Source organism: Pseudoalteromonas sp. GB43 (assembly GCF_054923805.1).
Genome location: NZ_JBPCHJ010000002.1, coordinates 708,606 through 729,772 on the forward strand (window position 1 = coordinate 708,606; position 21,167 = coordinate 729,772).

20 protein-coding genes and 5 pseudogenes are annotated in these 21,167 nt (G+C 40.2%); 16 read left to right on the top strand and 9 right to left on the bottom strand.

What is annotated here, in order from left to right:
* The first annotated feature begins 59 nt into the window (after positions 1 to 59).
* The 16 genes and pseudogenes from ACRWSG_RS20580 (at position 60) to ACRWSG_RS20655 (ending at position 11,268) form a co-directional block, all read left to right on the top strand.
* Positions 60 to 338 carry a hypothetical protein gene (locus ACRWSG_RS20580; protein ID WP_138616580.1) on the top strand — a complete coding sequence of 93 codons (279 nt, stop codon included), beginning with the start codon at positions 60 to 62 and terminating at the stop codon, positions 336 to 338.
* A gap of 220 nt (positions 339 to 558) precedes the next feature.
* A complete protein-coding gene (locus ACRWSG_RS20585; RefSeq protein ID WP_235377312.1) occupies positions 559 to 1,137 on the top strand; it encodes an LON peptidase substrate-binding domain-containing protein in 579 nt (192 codons plus the stop codon).
* Between the two features lie 62 nt (positions 1,138 to 1,199).
* Positions 1,200 to 1,822, top strand: a pseudogene (locus ACRWSG_RS20590) (sigma-70 family RNA polymerase sigma factor).
* Positions 1,815 to 2,465 carry a ChrR family anti-sigma-E factor gene (locus ACRWSG_RS20595; RefSeq protein ID WP_462167413.1) on the top strand — a complete coding sequence of 217 codons (651 nt, stop codon included), beginning with the start codon at positions 1,815 to 1,817 and terminating at the stop codon, positions 2,463 to 2,465. Before ACRWSG_RS20590 ends, ACRWSG_RS20595 begins: the two are co-directional and overlap by 8 nt.
* Before the next feature lie 10 nt (positions 2,466 to 2,475).
* Positions 2,476 to 3,429 (top strand): YbgA family protein, encoded by a 954-nt coding sequence (locus tag ACRWSG_RS20600; RefSeq protein WP_462167414.1) that lies wholly within the window; start codon positions 2,476 to 2,478, stop codon positions 3,427 to 3,429.
* A complete protein-coding gene (gene phrB / locus ACRWSG_RS20605) occupies positions 3,429 to 4,820 on the top strand; it encodes a deoxyribodipyrimidine photo-lyase (RefSeq protein ID WP_462167415.1) in 1,392 nt (463 codons plus the stop codon). The genes ACRWSG_RS20600 and phrB overlap by 1 nt, the downstream gene beginning before the upstream one ends.
* Before the next feature lies 1 nt (position 4,821).
* Positions 4,822 to 5,268, top strand: coding sequence for a nuclear transport factor 2 family protein (locus tag ACRWSG_RS20610; RefSeq protein WP_462167416.1), 447 nt, complete (start codon positions 4,822 to 4,824; stop codon positions 5,266 to 5,268).
* Entirely contained in the window at positions 5,268 to 5,978 is a 711-nt protein-coding gene (locus tag ACRWSG_RS20615; RefSeq protein ID WP_462167417.1) for an SDR family NAD(P)-dependent oxidoreductase, read from the top strand. Before ACRWSG_RS20610 ends, ACRWSG_RS20615 begins: the two co-directional genes overlap by 1 nt.
* Positions 5,975 to 7,231 (top strand): NAD(P)/FAD-dependent oxidoreductase, encoded by a 1,257-nt coding sequence (locus ACRWSG_RS20620; protein ID WP_462167418.1) that lies wholly within the window; start codon positions 5,975 to 5,977, stop codon positions 7,229 to 7,231. Before ACRWSG_RS20615 ends, ACRWSG_RS20620 begins: the two co-directional genes overlap by 4 nt.
* Positions 7,224 to 7,937, top strand: a pseudogene (locus tag ACRWSG_RS20625) (DUF1365 domain-containing protein); the annotation flags it as partial. The gene ACRWSG_RS20620 and the pseudogene ACRWSG_RS20625, both read left to right, overlap by 8 nt.
* Positions 7,938 to 7,976: 39 nt before the next feature.
* Positions 7,977 to 9,238 (top strand): annotated as a pseudogene (locus tag ACRWSG_RS20630) (class I SAM-dependent methyltransferase).
* Positions 9,216 to 9,710, top strand: coding sequence for a DUF2878 family protein (locus ACRWSG_RS20635; protein ID WP_166340824.1), 495 nt, complete (start codon positions 9,216 to 9,218; stop codon positions 9,708 to 9,710). The pseudogene ACRWSG_RS20630 and the gene ACRWSG_RS20635 overlap by 23 nt, the downstream one beginning before the upstream one ends.
* Positions 9,711 to 9,765: 55 nt before the next feature.
* Complete coding sequence (locus tag ACRWSG_RS20640; RefSeq protein ID WP_462167419.1) at positions 9,766 to 9,951, top strand: hypothetical protein; 186 nt, start codon at positions 9,766 to 9,768, stop codon at positions 9,949 to 9,951.
* 5 nt (positions 9,952 to 9,956) lie between these two features.
* Entirely contained in the window at positions 9,957 to 10,262 is a 306-nt protein-coding gene (locus tag ACRWSG_RS20645; protein ID WP_462167420.1) for a chalcone isomerase family protein, read from the top strand.
* Positions 10,255 to 10,788, top strand: a complete 534-nt coding sequence (locus tag ACRWSG_RS20650; RefSeq protein ID WP_054551997.1) for a DUF3833 domain-containing protein — start codon at positions 10,255 to 10,257, stop codon at positions 10,786 to 10,788. The genes ACRWSG_RS20645 and ACRWSG_RS20650 overlap by 8 nt, the downstream gene beginning before the upstream one ends.
* Positions 10,789 to 10,992: 204 nt before the next feature.
* Positions 10,993 to 11,268 carry an HU family DNA-binding protein gene (locus ACRWSG_RS20655; protein WP_036972004.1) on the top strand — a complete coding sequence of 92 codons (276 nt, stop codon included), beginning with the start codon at positions 10,993 to 10,995 and terminating at the stop codon, positions 11,266 to 11,268.
* An 82-nt stretch (positions 11,269 to 11,350) separates the two neighbouring features.
* Here ACRWSG_RS20655 and ilvN read toward each other — a convergent pair whose 3' ends face one another.
* The 9 genes and pseudogenes from ilvN to ppnN all read right to left on the bottom strand — a co-directional run bounded on the left by ilvN (position 11,351) and on the right by ppnN (position 21,150).
* Positions 11,351 to 11,848 carry an acetolactate synthase small subunit gene (gene ilvN, locus ACRWSG_RS20660; RefSeq protein WP_054551998.1) on the bottom strand — a complete coding sequence of 166 codons (498 nt, stop codon included), beginning with the start codon at positions 11,846 to 11,848 and terminating at the stop codon, positions 11,351 to 11,353.
* Positions 11,848 to 13,574: pseudogene (locus ACRWSG_RS20665) on the bottom strand (acetolactate synthase 3 large subunit). The gene ilvN and the pseudogene ACRWSG_RS20665 overlap by 1 nt, the downstream one beginning before the upstream one ends.
* 792 nt (positions 13,575 to 14,366) lie before the next feature.
* Positions 14,367 to 15,341: a transposase gene (locus tag ACRWSG_RS20670; protein WP_462167421.1), complete on the bottom strand. Its 975-nt coding sequence runs from the start codon at positions 15,339 to 15,341 to the stop codon at positions 14,367 to 14,369.
* A gap of 295 nt (positions 15,342 to 15,636) precedes the next feature.
* Positions 15,637 to 16,645, bottom strand: a pseudogene (locus ACRWSG_RS20675) (isocitrate dehydrogenase).
* A gap of 215 nt (positions 16,646 to 16,860) precedes the next feature.
* Positions 16,861 to 17,694: a hypothetical protein gene (locus ACRWSG_RS20680; protein WP_462167422.1), complete on the bottom strand. Its 834-nt coding sequence runs from the start codon at positions 17,692 to 17,694 to the stop codon at positions 16,861 to 16,863.
* Positions 17,661 to 18,560 (bottom strand): hypothetical protein, encoded by a 900-nt coding sequence (locus ACRWSG_RS20685; RefSeq protein WP_462167423.1) that lies wholly within the window; start codon positions 18,558 to 18,560, stop codon positions 17,661 to 17,663. The genes ACRWSG_RS20680 and ACRWSG_RS20685 overlap by 34 nt, the downstream gene beginning before the upstream one ends.
* Before the next feature lie 6 nt (positions 18,561 to 18,566).
* On the bottom strand, positions 18,567 to 18,950 hold the full coding sequence (locus tag ACRWSG_RS20690) for a DUF3192 domain-containing protein (protein ID WP_054552003.1): 384 nt from the start codon (positions 18,948 to 18,950) through the stop codon (positions 18,567 to 18,569).
* Positions 18,951 to 19,021: 71 nt separating this feature from the next.
* Positions 19,022 to 19,795 (bottom strand): flap endonuclease Xni, encoded by a 774-nt coding sequence (gene xni / locus ACRWSG_RS20695; RefSeq protein WP_462167424.1) that lies wholly within the window; start codon positions 19,793 to 19,795, stop codon positions 19,022 to 19,024.
* 11 nt (positions 19,796 to 19,806) lie between these two features.
* Positions 19,807 to 21,150 (bottom strand): nucleotide 5'-monophosphate nucleosidase PpnN, encoded by a 1,344-nt coding sequence (ppnN, locus tag ACRWSG_RS20700; RefSeq protein ID WP_054552005.1) that lies wholly within the window; start codon positions 21,148 to 21,150, stop codon positions 19,807 to 19,809.
* Between the last annotated feature and the right edge of the window lie 17 nt (positions 21,151 to 21,167).

Sequence of the window (21,167 nt, forward strand, 5' to 3'; positions counted from 1 at the left end):
GGCACAACCTTTGATTAAGTAATTACGACTAATTACTTAAAGAGACAAGGAATACCATTATGAATAACTCACTTAAATTAACTACTGCTGCGTTACTTGTATTAGGGTCAACTCAAGCAAGTGCTACTGACTTTGAATTAGATATCAGCAACACAATTACACAATCTGTTAAAAGCTATGTTCAACAAGCGAGTAACGAGCTGAAGGAAAGTGTAATGAACAGCATTGAGTTTGATGCTCAAAAGTTACTAGATACTTACATGAGTGAAGATGCAATTGCTTCGAAAGAAGACGAAGTAAAAATTGCTCAAGCTCCTAAAGCAACAAACAAGCAGTAAGGAAACAAGACAATGAGTAGTGAAATCAGCTTATTTTTACTTATGGTTGCACCGGTTTTGAGTTTACTCAGTGCGTATGCATCAATCGAATTATTTCGTAACGTTGCGCAATGGTTCAACTTCTAGAGTACAAAGTAGATATTAAGATTTCATGAAATATTGATCGGCGGATTAAAAACGCACGTAATTAAAGGCATGTGGTTTTAGAATAGTAGACTTTATGAAGCGTGCGATTTTTCCTTTACCGGTTTTTATTTTACCAGAAGGGTTCACCAAGCTAAGAATTTTTGAGCAGCGTTACTTAACGATGGTTAAAGAAGCTGTACAAGATAATACAGGTTTTGTGCTGTGCACTTACCAACACGACACAGATCTTAACTTGCCCGAAATAGGTTGTTTAGTGCAAATAACCGACTTCAATCAAGATGATAGTGGCCAATTACTAATTGATGTTTATGCTGAACATGCAGTGTCTATGTATAACGCATATCAGGATAAGCAGCAACTACGCCATGCTGACATCGAACTAATTACATCGCCTTCATGGTATGTAAACACACCAATCAATGACGAAAACACTCTATTGAGCGACACGCTTCGTGCTGTGTTTGCAAATCAGCCTGATTTAGCTGGTCTTTATAAAACCCCACAATTTGACAATCTTGCTTGGGTTGTTGCCCGCTGGCTTGAAATTTTACCTATTTCATTAGTTAAAAAACAACAACTTGCCTTTAAATCTAATTTTGAAAACTTGCTAAGTTTCCTCCATACTCTAATTAACAACGAATTTACTGATTAATGTGATCTCACATCAACTTTTTGGCGTATAAGTTTTTACGACAATAATTGGATGACACAAAGATGGTAAGTCAACAACTTCAAACCGGTTGTAAACCTAACACAGGTCAATATTCTGCCATGCCAGATACACCAAGCAAAGAGCTTGCTGATGCCTTATTTGCTGTAGCAACGCACCGTGATAAGCGTGCGTTTGCTGTGCTGTTCCAATATTTTTCGCCAAAAATAAAACGTTTTGGGATCAAACAATTTGGCTCTGAAGCGCAAGCGATGGAATTAGTTCAAGAAACCCTTACCTCTGTATGGCGCAAAGCGCATCTTTACCACAAAGAGAAAGGTGCGGCGACAACCTGGGTGTATACCGTGATGCGTAACGCTTCTTTCGATATGCTCAGAAAAATGAAAAGCAGTAAAGAAGAGTGTATTAGCGAAGATATCTGGCCATTGATAGATGAAGCGGAGCCGGATAACACGAATTTAGTGACCATTTAGAAGATAAACAGATTAAACAATACCTTGATAAATTACCCCTTGCGCAACGAGAGGTTGTGCGCGGTGTATATTTCCAAGATATGTCGCAAGAACAGCTTGCTGAACATTTAAATATTCCCGTAGGCACAGTGAAATCTCGTCTTCGCTTAGCCTTGCAGAAGTTACGCAATGAAATGGGAGATCACCATGATTAAGCACCATCCTAGCAACGAATTACTTGCCAAGTTCAGTGAAGGTAATTTACCTGCCACTTTGAGTGTTGCAGTCGCTATTCATGTTGAAATGTGTCCTGTGTGTCAAAAAGAGCTCGCTGCGCTTGAAGCGAAAAATGCAGACAATGTATTTACTGAATCAGCTACCGACTTGGATGATATGTTCGATCAAACACTTTTTGATGCCATCACCGCTGATGAAACGATTGATGAAGTGTACGAGCAAGAGCAGGTATCGGTTAATGTTAAAGACAAAACCTACACCTTACCCAGAGCGCTCACGCGTATTGGCCACAGCAAGTTTATGCAAATTGGTAAGCTTGCCCGCTCTCGTATTGATTTAGAGGATGGTCCATTACGAGCAAGCTTGCTTCATATTGATGCGGGTGGTGAAATTCCAGATCACACACATACAGGTTTTGAGCTCACTTTATTATTAAATGGGGAGTTTAGTGATGAAGACGGACACTATGTACCAGGTGACTTTATGATGTTAGATGGTCGTCACAATCACACACCAAAAACGATTGAAGGGTGCTTGTGCTTTACAGTTGTAAGTAGTGCCCTACACTTCAATAAAGGTATTAGTAAATTACTGAACCCAATTGGTAATCTTATCTATTAGTAGAGTTTATATGCAGCAATCGACAATTAAAATTGGTTTAAGCGCCTGCTTAGCAGGCGACAAGGTTCGCTTTGACAGCGGGCACAAAAAATCTAATTTTTGCATGGATGAGTTGGCTAACCATGTTGAATATAAAAAGTTTTGTCCTGAAGTAGCGGTAGGGTTGCCAATCCCTCGGCCAACTATCCGCCAAGTGCGTGTTGGCGATACTATTAAAGTGTGCCGCCCAGATGGCACTGGCGATGTTGGTCCTAAGTTAACAGAATACGGTAAACGCGTTGCCACAGAACAAACGGCAGAATTAAGTGGCTTTGTATTTTGCGCGAAAAGTCCTAGTTGCGGTATGGAACGAATTAAAATCTACAATGAAGCGGGTACAGGTAACACCTCGGAAGGCGTTGGCTTTTTTGCAGAGCAAATAATGGCACATAACCCATTGTTACCATGCGAAGAAAACGGTCGTTTAAATGATATTCACCTTCGCGAAAACTTTGTAATGCGTGTTTATACCTACAAGCACTGGCAAACATTAAGCGAACAACCACTCACAGTACATCGATTGACTCAGTTTCATGCCCAATATAAGTACTTATTGATGGCTCATAACTACGAAGCTTACCGTAGTCTAGGAAATCTACTTGGCACTTTTGATGGCGAAGATATCCAAACTTTGGCTTATGAATATATTTTAGGGTTAATGACAGCCCTTAAAAAACCGGCTTCACGTAAAAATAACGCAAATACCTTAATGCATTTGCAAGGTTATTTTAAAAAATCGCTTTCTAAGATTGAAAAGCAAGAACTACGTGATGCCATCGATGAATATCGCCAAGGCTTGGTGCCACTATACGTACCACTTACGCTAATTAAGCATCATTTAAAAGTGCATCCAAACGAGTATCTTGCTAAGCAAGTGTATCTTGACCCCTATCCGAACGAATTAAAACTACGCTACGGAATTTAATGAATACATTATTTTGGTTTAGGCGCGATCTGCGCCTTTTTAATAACGACGCCTTGTATCATGCAATCGAAAATGGTTGCAGAAATGCGGTATTTTTTATTACTGAAAAGCAATGGCAAAAGCATGATGTGGCTGCTATCCAGCTAGATTTATTAAAGCGTAGGCTTAGCTTCTTGGGGGAGCTTTTAGCTAGCAAAGGTATTGAATTACATATTATTGATGCAGCTGATTACGCAGGCTGTGTTGAAAAATTAGCGTCATTTTGCGAGCAGCATCAAGTAAAAAATGTATACGCTAACAACGAATATGAGCTTAACGAGGTAAACCGAGATAAAGCCTTTTTACAGCACGCTGACAGCAATGGGATTGCTTTTTACGCATACGACGGCGATGTGATTGCGCCACCGGGAAGCATCAAAAATCAAAGCGGCGAAATGTTTAAAGTATTCACGCCATTTAAAAATGCATGGCTAAAAGTTTATCAAGACACCCACTTTTATTTTGCTGAGCCGCCACAGATGTTCGAGCCAATTAAGTGGCAGCCAAGTGAGTTTTTAGTCTCAGACGGCAGCTCAGAAAAATGGCCTGTTGATGATGAAACACTCAGCCACGTTTGCGCGCGCTTTATTGAAGAAAAACTCGCAACATATCAAGACCAACGAGATATCCCAAGCATTAAAGGCACCTCGGGTTTAAGCCCATATTTAGCCCTTGGTATTGTCAGCGTTCATCAATTATTGGCACTGATCCAGCAGCGCCATCCTGATGTACTACGCAGCAGTAAGAGCAATTTATTTTGTTGGGTTAACGAATTGATTTGGCGTGAGTTTTATCGCCATCTTATCGCGATTTATCCAAACTTAAATAAGTACGAAAATTTTAATGATAAATACAACGCTGTGAAATGGCGTGATGATGACAGCGACTTTAAAGCATGGTGCGAAGGTAAAACAGGCTACCCGTTAGTTGATGCTGCAATGAGGCAGCTTCTGCAAACTGGCTGGATGCATAACCGATTACGCATGGTGGTTGCGAGCTTTTTAACCAAGCATTTATTAATTGATTGGCGTAAAGGCGAGCGTTTTTTTATGCACCACCTAATAGACGGCGACCTTGCATCTAATAACGGTGGCTGGCAATGGGCTGCAAGTACGGGGTGTGATGCTCAGCCATATTTCCGAATTTTTAACCCTATCACCCAAAGCGAGCGGTTTGATCCAGATGGTGAATTTATCCGTAAATATTTACCAGAGCTGGAAAAAATACCTGCTAAGAAAATCCATTTTCCGCATGATTATCTAGCGAAACAGGGTAAGTCGAGCAGTTATTGGCCAGCAATTGTTGATCATAAAGCCGCACGAGAGCGAGCGCTTAACGCATTTAAGGTGTGACATGGATAAGGCGATCCTTGATAGGTTTATTGATGTTTATCAAACACTCAATAAAGACAATTTACAGTTACTGAATGAAATCTATCATACAGATATTCATTTCGCAGATCCCTTGCATGCGGTAAATGGTCTTGGGGAACTGCGTGAATACTTCAAAAACCTTTACGCCAATGTACTTTCTTGCGAATTTGTTATTGAAGACAGCTATGTTACTGAAAATACCGAGGGCAAAGACGACATCGCGTTTATCTATTGGACTATGCAATATCGACATCCAAAGCTTAACAAAGGCCAAGCAATCTCGGTTGCACGCCATAGCCGTTTAAAGTTTGCTGGCGATAAAATAATTAATCATCGCGACTATTTTGACGTAGGCGCTATGCTTTACAGGCATATTCCCGTGCTTGGCTCGGCTGTGAAATACATCGATAAAAGAGCGAGTGCATAATGACGACATTAATTACAGGTGCAACTTCAGGTATTGGCGAGTCATTAGCAACGCTTTATGCAGACAATAATGAACAGGTCATTGCATGCGGTAGAAATTCAGAAAAGCTTGCTAAATTGAGCCAACATCAAAATATTGAGTCTTGCCAGTTTGATGCAACAGACCTTCAAGATATTCGTTCGAGCACAGTGGCTTATACGCAATTTGACCGGGTTATTTTAAATGCTGGCAATTGTGAGTACATTGATTATGCTCGCAATTTTGACAGTAGCTTGTTTGAACGGGTAGTCACGACCAATCTGCTCAGTATGGGCTATTGTCTTGAGGCGCTATTACCAAAAATAAAGCCCGGTGGTCAGCTGGTGCTCGTAAGTTCTAGTGTGACTTATTTACCCTTACCGCGCAGCCAAGCATATGGTGCGTCTAAAGCCGGTGTAAGTTATTTAGCTAATAGCTTAGCGGTTGATTTAAAAGATATCGATGTCACTTTAGTTCACCCTGGTTTTGTTAAAACGCCGCTGACTGATAAAAACGACTTTCCTATGCCTATGGCGGTGAGTGCAGAAAAAGCGGCAAATTATATTTATAAAGGGGTCGCGAAAAGGCGCAAAGAAGTGCACTTTCCGCACCGTTTTACCTTCATTTTAAAATTTTTAAGAATGCTTCCTACGCCACTTTGGCTGAAGCTTGCAAAAGGATTATCACGTTGAAAAAAGTGGCTGTTATTGGATCTGGCATAGCGGGGTTAAGCTGTGCACACCTATTGCATAAACACTACGATGTAACCGTATTTGAAAAAAACGACTACATAGGTGGCCATACTGCAACCATAGACGTAAAAGTTGATGGCGTTGAGTACGCTGTTGATACAGGCTTTATTGTCTTTAACGACCGAACTTACCCATATTTTGAAAAGCTACTAAAGCGCTTGGGCGTTGAGCGTCAGAAGACCCAAATGAGCTTTAGTGTGCATAATGAGCAAACGGGCTTTGAATACAACGGCCACACTTTTTGGAGCTTGTTCGCACAAAAGCGCAATATCTTTCGTCCTAAATTTTGGAAACTTTTAAAAGACATTGTGCGTTTTAATGATGTGTGTAAATCATTGCATGCTGAAAAAAATTACAAAGAAAATCAAACTCTAGGCGAGTTTTTAGACGAGCATGACTTTAACGAGTTTTTCCGTTTTCATTATATCTTGCCGATGGGCGCTGCTATTTGGTCAACAAGCATTAAAGAGATGGCGCAAGTTGGCGTAGAGTTTTTTGTTAAGTTCTTTTATAACCATGGTTTGTTGGACATCACTAATCGCCCGCAGTGGTATGTTATTCCGGGTGGCTCTCGCGAATACATTAAACCTATGATCCAAGGTTTTGCTGATAAAATTCGTTTAAATAGTAATATCAGCTCGGTATCTCGAAAAGATGACAATGTGCATGTTCATTTTGATGATGGCCACAGTGAATCATTCGATAAAGTTGTGTTTGCTTGCCACTCAGATCAAGCTTTAAAGCTGTTATTAGACCCAAGCGAAGACGAAAAAAGTGTTCTCTCAGCGATACCTTATACGGCTAATTCAGTGGTACTACACACTGATACTACACTGCTACCAAAACGCAAAGCAGCATGGGCGAGTTGGAATTATCTGTTAAATAACAACACAGACAAAGCTGCTGTTGTAACTTATCAGATGAATATTTTGCAAGGCATTAAGAGCGACACGCAATTTTGTGTCACGCTTAACCACCTTGATGGCATTAAAAAAGATAAAATTTTACGCGAGTTTACCTATCATCACCCGGTATTTAATAAGCAGTCGATTGCCGCTCAGCAGCAAAAGTCTCTTATTGACGGTAAAAATAACAGCTATTTTTGCGGAGCGTACTGGTACAACGGCTTCCACGAAGATGGTGTAAGAAGCGCTGTAAATGTGGCAAAGCAACTCGGAGTCGAGTTTGAATAGCGCCATATATGTAGGTGATGTTCGCCATAGGCGCTTTGCCGTAAAAGAGCATCACTTTAAATACCCGCTTTATATGATGTGGGTCGATTTAGCTAAGCCTGATGAGCTTAATGGAGTTCATCCTTGGCTTGGCTTAAGTGGTTTCAAGGCGCTTAAATTTAATCAGAGCGACTATTTTAATTATCAAACCGATATGCAGTTGCCACTCAAGCAGCGTGCACTTAACAAAATTAAAGAGCTTGGCATTGACGATGAATTTACCCATGTTTTTATGCTCGGACAGGTGCGCTGTTTAGGAATTTATTTTAGCCCGGTTAACTTTTTCTTCTTCCAAACTAGTCATGGCGAGTTCACTCACATGCTTGCTGAAGTCAGCAACACGCCCTGGAATGAACGTCATTATTATGTCGTACCCCTTGAAAAAAAAGTGAACTTTAAAAAGGTTTTCTCCGTATCACCTTTCATGAACTTAGATATGAACTATCATTGGCATATTAGAATGAATTCTGATAACACCATGATTCATATTGAAAATAAAAAAGACGACACTCTTTTGTTTGATGCAACCCTGCGTTTGCAAAAGCAGCCTCTCACGAAAGAGCAGGTTAGTGCCGTGCTTAAACAGTTTCCGGCTATGACGTTAAGTATTTTTAAAGGTATTTACCTTCATGCTTTGAAGTTGTTTTGCAAACGTGTGCCATTTATTGACACTCGGGCAAATAAGAGAATTCAACTAGGTGATGTGATGGAAAAAGTATCAAATTTAACACAAGCCCAAACGACCGGCTGGATGACAAAGCTTTATAAAAAACTGGTAATAGGTGCATTCAACAGTATCAACATCGGTTGCATTACTCTTAAAGAGGGTAACCAAACAGAGCAATTCGGTGACAGTACAAGTGATTTACACGCAACGGTCACGGTAAATGATGCTGCTATGTATAAGTCATTTGCGTTATCTGGTAGTGTGGGTGCCGGAGAAGCGTATATTCTTGGCTATTGGGATTGTGACAACCTCACTAAACTTATTGAAATATTTGCCCTTAATCAAGATCAGCTAGATGCATTCGAGACAAAATTCGCCTTCTTAAGTGGCATTGCGCACCGAGTTAATCACATTAAAAATAAAAACTCTGCCAGTGGTTCGAAAAAGAACATCGCGGCGCACTATGATTTAGGCAACGATTTATACAGTGCATTTTTAAGTGACGAAATGATGTATTCATGTGCTGTTTACCCGTCAAAACAAGCTAGCCTTGAGCAAGCCCAAGCGCACAAACTCGCATTGATTTGTGAGCAGGTTGATTTACAACCAGGTGATTCGGTGATTGAGATTGGCACAGGGTGGGGCGCATTTGCGATTTATGCAGCAACACATTTTGATTGCCATGTAACGACGACCACCATTTCTGATGAGCAACATGCCTATGTTGAACAAAAGGTTAAAGAGCATAACCTTGAGCATAAAATAACGTTATTAAAGCAGGATTACCGCCTCTTAGAGGGCAAGTACGATAAGCTTGTATCAATTGAAATGATTGAAGCTGTTGGTCATGAGTATTTGCCTGGCTTTTTTGCAAAATGTCAGTCTTTATTAAAAGACAGTGGTGCAATGCTTATTCAAGCAATCACCATAGCTGATCAGCGTTACAGCCATTACCTTAAAAATTCCGATTTCATCCAGCAGTACATCTTCCCGGGGGGTGTTTGCCTTGTTTAGATGAAATGAATAAGCAAATAAAGCAGCAAACAGACATGGTTGTGCACAGTGTAAAAGATATTGGTGTTCACTATGCAAGAACTTTGGCTGATTGGCGTGAGCGTTTTGTGGCTAGCTGGCCTGAAATAGACAAAGTGAAATTTGACCAGCGATTCTATCGTTTATGGTTATTTTATTTAGCTTACTGTGAAGGTGCGTTTAGAACCCGTGCTATCAGTACCGTTCATTTAGTTGCCCGTAAACCTCGTTTTGGTCATTCTGGCGATGATATCGCGCTCGATTATTAACTTTGTTTTGTTTCAAGGAGTCTGGTTTATGGCCTTACTCCTTGAACATAATTCTCTGATACCCGCTTTAGCTGTTGTCGCTTTGATGATTTATCTATCAAAGCAACGCCAGCAAGATAGTTGGCTACTCTTATGTGGTTTGCCTCTCGCACTGGGCTATGAATGGCTTGCCAGCAGCTTAAATTTACTTGCCTTTAAAGTAAGCCCTTTTCCTCTATGGCTTGCTGTACTTTGGGCTGCACTACTTTTAACCATTAATACTTCGATGCACTTTCTACAAAAGCTGCCTTGGTATATTGCTTGGGGTGTTTGCGCGCTATTTGCTCCTGCTAGTTACTATGCTGGAATGCGCTTTGAAGTGCTTAATACTGAGCTCGTTCTTTGGCAGTTTTGGCTCGTTTATGGTTTGGGTTGGGCAAGTATGTTTATGGCGATAATCGCTATTAATAAGCGATTTTTAGCGGCTAAATGATCAGTTTTAAGTGGTTTTCCGTAGTGTTTGATAACACAACTTTAAGGATTATTCGATGAAACAGTCACTTAATTTAAGTTTATTTGCTGCGTTATTGTTCTCTGCGGGCGTATATGCAAATGGCTTTAAAACGGTGGGCCAAGCGAAAATGGAGTATCTGTTTTGGGATGTTTATAACGCTAAATTAGAGACCCCATCGGGTTCGTATCAGTTTGGTAACACCCCAGCAAACTTACACTGACTTATTTGCGAGATTTCGATGCGAAAGACATCGTCAAAGCAACCAACGAGCAATGGCAACATTTAAAGCTCAATGACATGGTAGGTGCTTACGATAAACAATTATTAGCCCTTTGGCCTGATATCAAAAAAAACGATTCTTTGTCGTTTCAAACCAACGAGCAAGGAATTGGTACTTTCTACTTTAATGATAAAAAGCTAGGTCAGATCGATGATAATAGATTCGCTGACAACTTCTTAGCAATTTGGTTAAGCGCCGACACGTCTGAACCATCACTTCGTAAACAGCTTATTGGAGGGAAACATGATTAAGCTCAAAGCACTCTTTATTTTTGCTATGGTATTGTTAATTACCAGCTGCTCTGCGCCAGATGTTGATTATTATCACGGAACAGAGCCTAAGTTTGACTTTAAGCAGTTTTTTAGTGGTGAGCTCAAAGCCTACGGCGTTGTGCAAGACCACAAGGGCGAGTTAACACGTAAGCTGGTAGTTGACATGCAAGCATCTTGGAACGGCAATCAGGGAGTGATTGACGAGCAATTTGTTTATGATGATGGCGAAACGCAAACCCGTGTTTGGTACATTACCATTAATGATGATGGCAGTATCACAGGAACAGCATCAGATGTGATTGGCGAAGCAAAGGGTGAGAGCAATGGAAGCGTGTTCCATTGGACATATTCTGTCGAGCTTCCATATGATGGTAGTACTTTAGTGGTAAATTTCGATGATTGGATGTACTTGGTAACACAATCACGCTTGATAAACCGTACCGCTATTGATAAGTTTGGCTTTGAGGTCGGGGAAGTTACCTTGGTTATCGAGAAAATTGAATGATGGTTTGGCTATCATAAAATTTTGTGATGGAAGTTAAATTAAGTCTTTATTAATACTGATGTCACTAACCTTGTGATTGATAGTTAAATAGTAGTCATTTTTGAATAAATTACGTAAAAATAGCAATTTGCTGTTGCTAACTTCTCAAAAATGCATAAAGATAGGTTTTGCGAAGGCAAAATAATAACGAATAGGAATCTAACAATGAATAAAGCTCAATTAGTTGAAAAAATTGCTACTGATGCAGAAATCTCAAAAGCGGCAGCAACTCGTGCACTAGATGCATTCACTGGCGCAGTTACTAACTCTCTTAAAGAAGGTAACTCAGTAGCATTAGTTGGTTTTGGTACTTTCTCAGTAAAAGAGCGTGCAGCGCGTACTGGTCGTAACCCACAAACTGGTGCAGAAATCCAAATCGCAGCAGCAACTATCCCAAGCTTTAAAGCGGGTAAAGGTCTTAAAGACCAAGTTAATCCTTAATAGGATAACTTACTAATTATTGAAAAAAGGGCTTATAGCCCTTTTTTTGTATCTTGCGTTTTGTCGCGCTAGCGAAAAAGGCTTATGCCTTTAACGCTTTATCACCACGACCAATACCAACCGCACCTGAACGTACAACTTCAATAATGTCTGATTCGTGACGCAGGGTATCAAGGAAAGATTCAATTTTTTCTGTGCTCGCTACGAGTTGTAGTGTGTAGCTGTGGCGCCCCATATCTAAAATAGCACCTTGGAATACATCAGCAACACGCGTTACTGCTGCTCGAGTGGTTTCATCTTGGGCAAAAACTTTCACCAATAATAGCTCACGCTCGATGTGCGCCATTTCGGTTAAGTCAATAATCTTAAGAACATCTACAAGCTTGTTCACTTGTTTAGTGATTTGCTCAACGATGCGATCATCACCCATGGTTGTAATGGTAATACGCGAAAGAGAATGATCGTCAGTCGTGCCAACAGTCAGGCTATCGATGTTGTAAGCGCGCTGTGAAAATAAGCCTACAATGCGCGATAACGAGCCAGGTTCGTTTTCTAATAAGATTGATAAAATACGGCGCATTATGCTTTTACTCCTTTACGTAACCACATATCATCGACTGCCCCTAGCTTGATTTGCATAGGGTAAACATGTTCTTTTTCATCTACACAGATGTCTAAAAATACCAGTCTGTCGTTAATAGACATTGCTTTTTCAATAGCAGGCTGAAGCTCATCAATATGATCAACGCGAATACCTACGTGGCCATAGCTTTCTACTAATTTCACGAAATCGGGAAGTGATTCCATGTAAGAAGATGAGTGACGACCTGAATACATCATATCTTGCCACTGACGTACCATGCCCAGTGAACGGTTATTCAACGACACAACTTTCACAGCTAAATTGTATTGTAAGCAAGTTGATAGCTCTTGAATGTTCATCTGAATTGAACCATCACCCGTCACACAGATAGACTCTTTATCAGGGAAGGCAAGCTTAACGCCCATTGCCGCAGGTAAACCAAAGCCCATGGTGCCTAAGCCACCAGAGTTAATCCATTGGCGAGGGTGTTTAAACGGATAATACTGAGCTGCAAACATTTGATGCTGACCTACATCAGAGCTAATGTAAGCATCACCATTGGTTGCTTTGTAAATTGCCTCGATAACCGCTTGTGGTTTGATTTTATCGCCATCAGTGCTGTAGCTTAGGCATTTTTGTTCACGCCAGCTAATGATTTGACGCCACCAGTCTTCTTGTGCAGAACGATCAATTGAAATAGGGCTCTTATCAATCGCCGTTTGTAACTGCTCAAGCACTGTTTTCAAGCAGCCAACAACCGGGATGTGCGCTTTAATTGTTTTAGAAATTGAGGTTGGGTCAACATCAACATGAACGATAGTGGCATTAGGGCAGAACTTTTTAACGTTATTCGTTACCCGATCATCGAATCGAGCACCTAAAGCTAAAATAACATCAGCGTTTGCCATGGCTTTATTTGCCTCAAGGCTACCATGCATACCTAACATACCAATAAAGTTAGGGTGAGTACCGCTGATACCACCTAGACCCATTAAGGTGTTAGTGATTGGCGCGTTTAATGATTCAACCAAGTGAGTTAGTTGCTCAGAGGTATTTGATAGAATAATGCCGCCACCTGAGTAAATAACCAGTTTTTTAGCTTCTAAAATTGCGTTCACTGCTTTACGAATTTGTTTTGAGTGGCCTTTAGTGTTCGGGTTATAAGTTCGAAGCTCAGTTGTTTTTGGAAATTCGAATGGGAACTTTAACTCAGGGTTAAGCATATCTTTAGGTAATTCAACCACAACCGGACCAGGGCGACGTTTGTGCTGGCTAAGTAAAATGCTTTAGCTAAGATTGTTGGAATATCTTTTGCGCTTCGACAGTTATAGCTGTGCTTTACGATAGGGCGAGAACAACCAACAATATCAGTTTCTTGGAATGCATCATCACCAATTAAACCAGTAGGAACTTGGCCAGATAACACCACCATTGGGATAGAATCCATGTACGCTGTCGCGATACCTGTTACACAGTTTGTAGCGCCAGGGCCAGAAGTTGCTAGCACCACACCGACTTCACCGGTAGCACGGGCATAACCATCAGCCATATGAGTAGCGGCTTGTTCGTGACGTACTAAGATATGTTCAATATCTTCTTGTTGAAATAACGCGTCATATAAATCAAGAACAGACCCACCAGGGTAGCCAAAAATATACTTAACATTCAATTCTTTAAGTGCCCGAACAACTAGTTCGGATCCATTGTATTCAGTTGTACTCATCCTCATTCCTCTGTGTGTGCAAGCATAAATGCATAAAAAAACCCCCGCATATGGCGGGGGTTTTTTAAAAAGCGTGCTTTCACCTTTTAATAGCCTCCCGCTGGGCTTGTAACTAAGACCAGTACGAGAACGTTGACGACTAAAAGGTGACGGCGAATATTCATTATTTTTTAATTTTCTTCTAAAAAATGCACAGCCGACTAGATGGCTGCTGTTTAAAAAATGTTAGTAGTATTTTTAAGTGTTTTGGAAACTGATGTCAACCGCAAATGCGGCTTTTTGCATTAATTTTTCTTTATTTTCATTTTTTGATATTTTTTCTGCACCCGTATGTTTTATTGTCATTGTTTTGGGGTGTAACTATGCATTTAATTGTTGGTGTGGAAAATTGGTAACTATACCAATAGTTAGTTCATTTCCATTTCTCCCACGAATAACTTAGCTACTATCAGAATAGGTTTCTTTTTTATAATTAGACACCCACTTTAACACCTCGCTACAATAAGGTTTGGATATTTTTAAATAGACACCCAACTTATATTTAATCAGTTTAATTAGACACCCAACTTATTTTTAAAAAGATGTAGCTTAAGTAAGATGTGAATTATTGAGAACAAGCTGAATTGCCAGAAAGAATAGTCATTTTTCATTGTTATTTATTAAATTTCAGCCTTATGTGCTGAGTTAATTTTTAGTTTTACATACTGGTCAGCGCTAGTTGCAAAAGTCGTTATGCTCCTAGAATTAAAAGGATTGGGTTTGCAAGGTTGATTTCTAGTGTAGAATGCGTAACTAAGTAAATAAGGCTAAGCTATTAGCTATAGAGCTTCTTCGTTTTCGTTTCATATGATTTGTATAAGCTGTGATAGCTTGTTCTTTACCTGCAGTATTTTTAAATGAGCGGGTAAAGGAAGTGGTGAGTGTAAGCCAGTTGTCAGTAGAAATGTTTAGTCTTTTAAGTATTGGTAATGCATCTTCTGGGATTTTCCCAGGCTTATTTTCTCGTATTGAGCTGTCAGTCCAATCGACGAGTTGTAGGTATGTTTTGAGCTCAAAAGGTAGTCCGTTAGGCATATGTTTACGTGGTTTACCTGCAAAACGCATAAGTGATTTTGGTTGCTTATTGTTTTGAGCTGCATTAATTCTAGATTTAATACTGGTGTAGTCAGATTGCTCAGGTAAATCAGCCGCTTTCGCTCTTACAGGGTTTAAATCTACATAAGCAAGGCAAGCTGCAAGAGCTGCTTCATCAAGTAATGCTTGTGACTTAAAGCGACCTTCCCAAAAACGACCTTTACAGTCATCTTCTTGATTTGCTTTTCGAGCAACACTCTCATTAAGAACGCGCATAAACCAACTGATGCTACTGAGCCTCTCTCGATATAAATTTACTCTGGCATTAACCGCAGAAACCTCTGCTTTTGTTAGCAATTCGCCATTTAAGAATTGTTGGCAAAGGAATGTACTTTTAAATAACTTGTGCCATCTAATCAGAATCGCTTTATTATTCAAACGATTTGCTTTTGCTATATCAATATGAAGTACTAGATGAGTATGGTTACTCATAACTGCGTAAGCACAAACATCAATACAAAATACACGACCAAGTTGAAGTAGTTTCTTTTCAACCCAATCGCGCCTGTGTTCATATGAACGACCAGTTAGTGGGTCTTGCCCGCACAAAAAAGCGCGACGAACGCAGCGTGAAATGCAGTGATAATAAGGCGTGTTTGAAACGCTAATTAAGTTTCTACGAGGGGTTGCCATGCTCTTCTCCTCCATGAGTTGAACAGTGTAAGTTTAGTCATAATTTTGAGAAGTGAGAAATATTAAATTGGATGTCTGGTTAGTATATTGAAAGAATAAATGTGGGTGTCTAGTTTTATGTGGGTGTCTAGTTTTATGTGGGTGTCTAGTTTTATGTGGGTGTCTAGTTTTATTTTTTAAATCTTGTTAGATAAAGTGGGTGTCTGGTTAAGTGGGGTAATAAAAAAGCCAGTCGTAGACTGGCTTTTACTAGGTGGTTAAGGGCTAAGTTTATTAGCCCCAAACAAGTGTTCTATTATAGACGCTCAATTACAGCTTGAGTGAAGTCTGTAGTACCGTGGCTGCCGCCTAGGTCGCGAGTTGTACGGTCGCCTGACTTGATAACATCAGCAACTGCGCTACGGATTCGCTCTGCAGTGTCGCCCATACCTAAGTGCTCCAGCATTTGGATAGATGCTAAGATCACTGACGTTGGGTTTGCAAGGTTTTTACCAGCGATGTCTGGTGCACTACCGTGTACAGCTTCGAAGATAGCAGCATCTTCACTGATGTTTGCGCCAGGAGCCATACCTAAACCACCAACAAGACCAGCACATAGGTCAGATAGGATGTCACCGAATAAGTTTGTAGTAACGATTACATCAAACTCATCAGGAGTCATAACCAGTTTCATACAAGTTGCATCAACAATCATTTCGGTTGATTCGATTTGTGGGTAACGCTCAGCTACTTCACGTGCCACTTTTAAGAATAAACCAGATGTAGATTTAAGGATATTCGCTTTGTGTACAGCAGTTACTTTTTTACGGCCTTCACGTACCGCTAGTTCGTATGCAAAAGTAACGATTTTTTCTGCACCTTCACGGGTGATTTTTGACATTGCTTCAGCTTCGTTACCATCTTCAGAAACAACTTGATTAAGACCTGAGTACATACCTTGCGTGTTTTCACGAATAGTGATGATGTCGATGTCATCGTAACGAGCTTTTGTACCTGCAAATGACTTAACAGGACGAACGTTAGCGTAAAGGCCAAACTTTTTACGTAAAGTTACGTTGATCGAAGTGAAACCTTCACCAACTGGTGTTGTTAATGGACCTTTTAAAGTGATTCTTGTTACGCGCGATTGTGTCAATTGTTTCTTGTGGAAGTAACTCACCAGTTTTTTCTAGGGCAGCAAGGCCAGCATCAACGAATTCATAATCAAAATCGCAACCTGCAGCTTTAAGGATCTCAAGTGCTGAATCAATAATGCTAGGACCAATGCCGTCGCCTTTGATCACTGTGATGGTTTGTTTAGCCATTTACTTTTCCTATTTATGAGTAGATAAACACGTAAACTTATCGCGAAATAGCATGCGATTTACTTGTTAGAGGGTTTACGTGGATGTGTTTGAAAATTTAAGCGGCTTTTATAGCAATTTATTCAGCTTTTTGCCAGTTTATCCTGTGAATACTGACTATAAATAGACTAAAGTTCATATTTATTTAACGTTTTCGCACTTTTTAACAACACAATCTAAAAATTGTCTGCAAATTCACAGTTTTTGAGATATGCATAAAAATCTGCTTTTGATTGCCATCCAGCGGCCGATAAACTATCGAAAATAATTTGTTCCTGCCAACTACTAAAAAGTGCTTTTGGCTGAAAAACATAATAAGTAAATAGCTTAATCGCGACCCAATGCTTTTCATTGATATCAAGTGTTTGTTTATCATGTTGCTCACTACCAAGTAAATGTTGCGTCCAACTGTTATCGCCAATCAGTCGATTTAAATACACCGTTAGTGGTTCTTGGTTTAATTGACTAACCCCAAACAAACAGCCAAGAGGAGGGCTAATCACTTGTTTTTCAGCTTGCTCAAATACCGTTTTACGGGAAATACTGGTTGCTTGATGTTCACAAAGATAAAGAACATAGGCATACAATGGCAAAGCAACCTGCTCAAATTGAATTGAATCGATGTGTTTAAATAACGCTTGGATAATACGTACCATGTTCTCAAGCCGCTTAGAGATATGCTGAAAAAGTGGGTGAGAGGTGGTTGCGACTAAGCGTTGAAATAATACTTTTTGAATAATCGCAGGGGCGTTATCGTATCCGACCATAGATAAACAATGGCGCAAGTCTTTAGCTCTTTGCTGCTCTTTATTATAGGGTTTAGCGGCAACAGTGAGCTGTGTTATTAATTCAGGGTAGGGGCTTAAAAGCTTATTTAAACCTTGATAGCTATATTCTTTTGATACTTTTAATGCACTAATTAACGTTAAATATTGTTGCCTACGTTGCTCATTTATTGGTTGTGGCTCAGCAAAACTTATGTTCTCACTAAACCAAACTGTGTAGAGCAAGCGAGTATCTTTACAAGGCGTTTTTGCTTAGCACAAGTCGTTAAGTTTGCCTTGATGCGATGCCAACGAATTTTTTCAGGACGACTCACATCGACTAAAATATGACGACCATGTCCATCTGTCGCTAAATAGATAAGTACTTGTTCGGCATATTTTACTTCACTGGCCGGAATGTAAGGGCCAATATGCGCAATCAGAGCTTTTATGGCATTTTGTGCAAATTCGTTCGGTGTACGCAAATATATATCAGCTAAGGCTTTGTACACGCTTATATGCCCACCTGACTCGCGATAAGTCGTATTCATCGCAATAATATTAGCCAAAGCAACTAAGGTTGTTGCACCATCGTAAATCATAATTTTTGGTGCACTGAGTAGTGCTTGTTTATATTTATTTAAACGCGCTAATAAGTGCTGAATAGGTAGCGTATGCGAGCCTGACTCTTTTAGTAGTTTTGCTGCTAATTGATGACGGCATTGCCAAAGTTTTTTATCTTGCGGGGTGAGAGCTTTACTTGCTGCCAATTTATTACTTTGCGATTGCACGCACAGGTAATTAGCTAAGCAGCAACTAATAATTTGCTCACTAATAGCTTGGTTGTAATTAAGACTACGGCATAAAATACAGGCTACAACACATTGGTTTACGACTAAATTTGTGGTGTAGCCGTGGTTCGCTACATACAAGCTTAATTGCGCTTGCATCGCTTTTGGGTAGGCTTGGTATAATAGGTAGTACCGCTCAGCAAGGTTACTTAATAAAGGGAAGATTTGAGACCATTTTTGCTTTTGATGGTAAAGTTTAAGTAATTGGTGCGTACTATCAAATAAGCGCGCTAGCTCCCGAGGGGTTACATTTTCCATCATAAGCGTTTAGGTTTCTTGTTGATAGCTTTCATAGGCACTTGGCCCCCATAACACCAACTGACCATTCTTAAAAAGTAGGCCCGTGCACTCGTCTATTGTCGTTATTCCATCGGATTTAACGTGCTGAGTGCGGTAAAAAATTATTTGCCAAACATTGTCTTCGGTGCGTTTTGCATAGGTTAGATCGGGGCTGCCTAAATAATCAAGCACCGCATTTAGATTTTCAGGTTTATCAACAGACAGCTTTGCAATATATCGCTTATTGAAGGCTTCACGGTCTTGCCAGATCATGGCTTGCGGATCATCTTTATAAAAAGTGATCACGAGGGTTGCTATCAGTGCATAAACACCTAACCCAAGTACCAGATATTGGAAAACCTTTTTAAACATGTGTAACTCTATAAAATTAACGCGAATTTTCAGTATACGCTCAGTTGGCCAACTGTGCTACGAGATTGCGACTAATTGAGCCTTAACTGCTTTAAACTAAAGCCTAAGTTAATATCAGTACGCAGCATAACGAGGTTTTTTGATATCACAAACATCTCCATTTCTGAGCTTAGCTTGCGTTTAAGAGTAGGGTTTAGCTCATCGTCGTTTATGGCCGCTTCTATCGACTCATAATCATTAATTAATTGCTGTGCCGACTTATTACCGATCCCTTTAACACCAGGAATATCATTGGTTTTATCGCCTGCCAAAGCCCAAAAATCAGCAAGTCGATGCCTGGGTACATTAAAGCGCTGTTTAATATCTTCAACTTCAATGTATTGCTTTTTAAAGTAGTCATAGATAGCTATTTGTTCAGATAAAAACGGCAAAAACCCTTTATCGGTAGACACGATAGTCGAAGCTACATTATTAGATGCGGCCTTGTAAGCAAGAGTAGCAATTATATCGTCGGCTTCATCATTATCAGGTGAAAACACCACAATGCCAGTGTCTTCAATTGCTTGTTTAAAGCGTGATAAGTTTTGCTTGAGGGTGTCAGGCATTGGTGAACGAGTGCTTTTGTAGGCCTCAAAGTAGTGATAACGCCAGCTTCTTTCACCATCAAACACGGCAATGGCATGAGTTGCATTACATTGCTGTCGTAATTTTTTGCAAGCATGTGCCACTCGGGCACAGCTTGCTTTTATCATATGTTCTTCACTGTGATGACTCTGATTACTATCAACAGCATAGATGCGCCTAATAAGATTTAGCGCATCTATTAAAAGTAATTGGGTTGTCACATAGTCTCCTGTTAAGCTTTGATCTCATAGCAAGGGATGTACTTACTGCCAGGCAACTTCATACGACCTTGATCTACAAATGCTGCCAGCAGCTTATCCATATCAGCCATTAACGAAGGCTCACCACTGAGTACAAAGCGGCCATGTTGTTTGATGGCTTGTAGACCTTCGTCTTTAACATTACCTGCAACAATGCCTGAGAATGCTCGGCGTAAGTTAGCTGCGAGTTGCTGAGTTGGTTGATCTAAATGTAAATCTAAGCTCGACATATTAGCATGAGTTGGTGCAAACGGCTGTTGGAAATCATGGTCGATTTTTAGCGTCCAGTTAAAGTAGTAAGCGTCACCTTGACTCTTTCTGTATTCACGCACATCAGCCATTTTCGCTTTGAGTGTTTTACCCACACGTTCAGGGTCATCAATAATTACTTCAAATTTCTCAAGCGCCGCTTTACCGAGTGTTTTCTCAACGAATTTACACAGCTCAATAAAGTAGTTTTCACTTTCTTTAGGCCCTGTAAGGATCACTGGTAAACATTGTTTTTCGTTATCAGGATGCAACAAAATACCTAAAAGGTATAACAACTCTTCTGCAGTGCCTGCACCACCTGGGAAAATGATAATGCCATGTGCGGTACGAATAAATGCCTCTAAGCGCTTTTCGATATCGGGTAAAATCACTAGCTCGTTGACAATCGGGTTAGGTGGCTCAGCAGCAATAATACTTGGTTCAGTTAAACCTAAGTAACGATTATCTGTAATACGCTGTTTAGCATGGCCGATGGTAGCACCTTTCATTGGGCCTTTCATTGCACCTGGGCCACAACCAGTACAAATGTTTAAGCCACGAAGGCCGAGTTCGTAGCCAACCTGTTTTGTATATTTGTATTCAACTTCGTTAATTGAGTGGCCGCCCCAGCAAACTATCATGCTCGGGTCGCTATTTACTCTCAGTGCGCCTGCATTTCGCAGCATGTCGAAGACCATATGAGTAATGGTTTTTTGCTCTGTTAAGTCTTTTTCGTATTTTTGACAAATAAACAGAATATCGCGAATAACCGAGAAGATATGTTCATGTATACCAGTGATAATTTCGCCATCAACAAAAGCGGATTCGGGTGGGTTTTCAAGTTCAATTTTAATACCACGCTCGCGGCTTAATAAGCGAATATCAAAGTCTTCGTATTTATTGTAAATTTCAGAGCTTGAATCGGTGTGGCTGCCCACATTGAGAACCGCGAGCACACAGTTCCTAAATAATTTATAGCGCTCGCTGGTGGATGACTGTTCGAGTAGATCAACTTCTAGTTGCGATAGTAAATCCAGTACACCTGTAGGATTCAGTTGTTTTAACATAAGCACTCTCCTGGCTC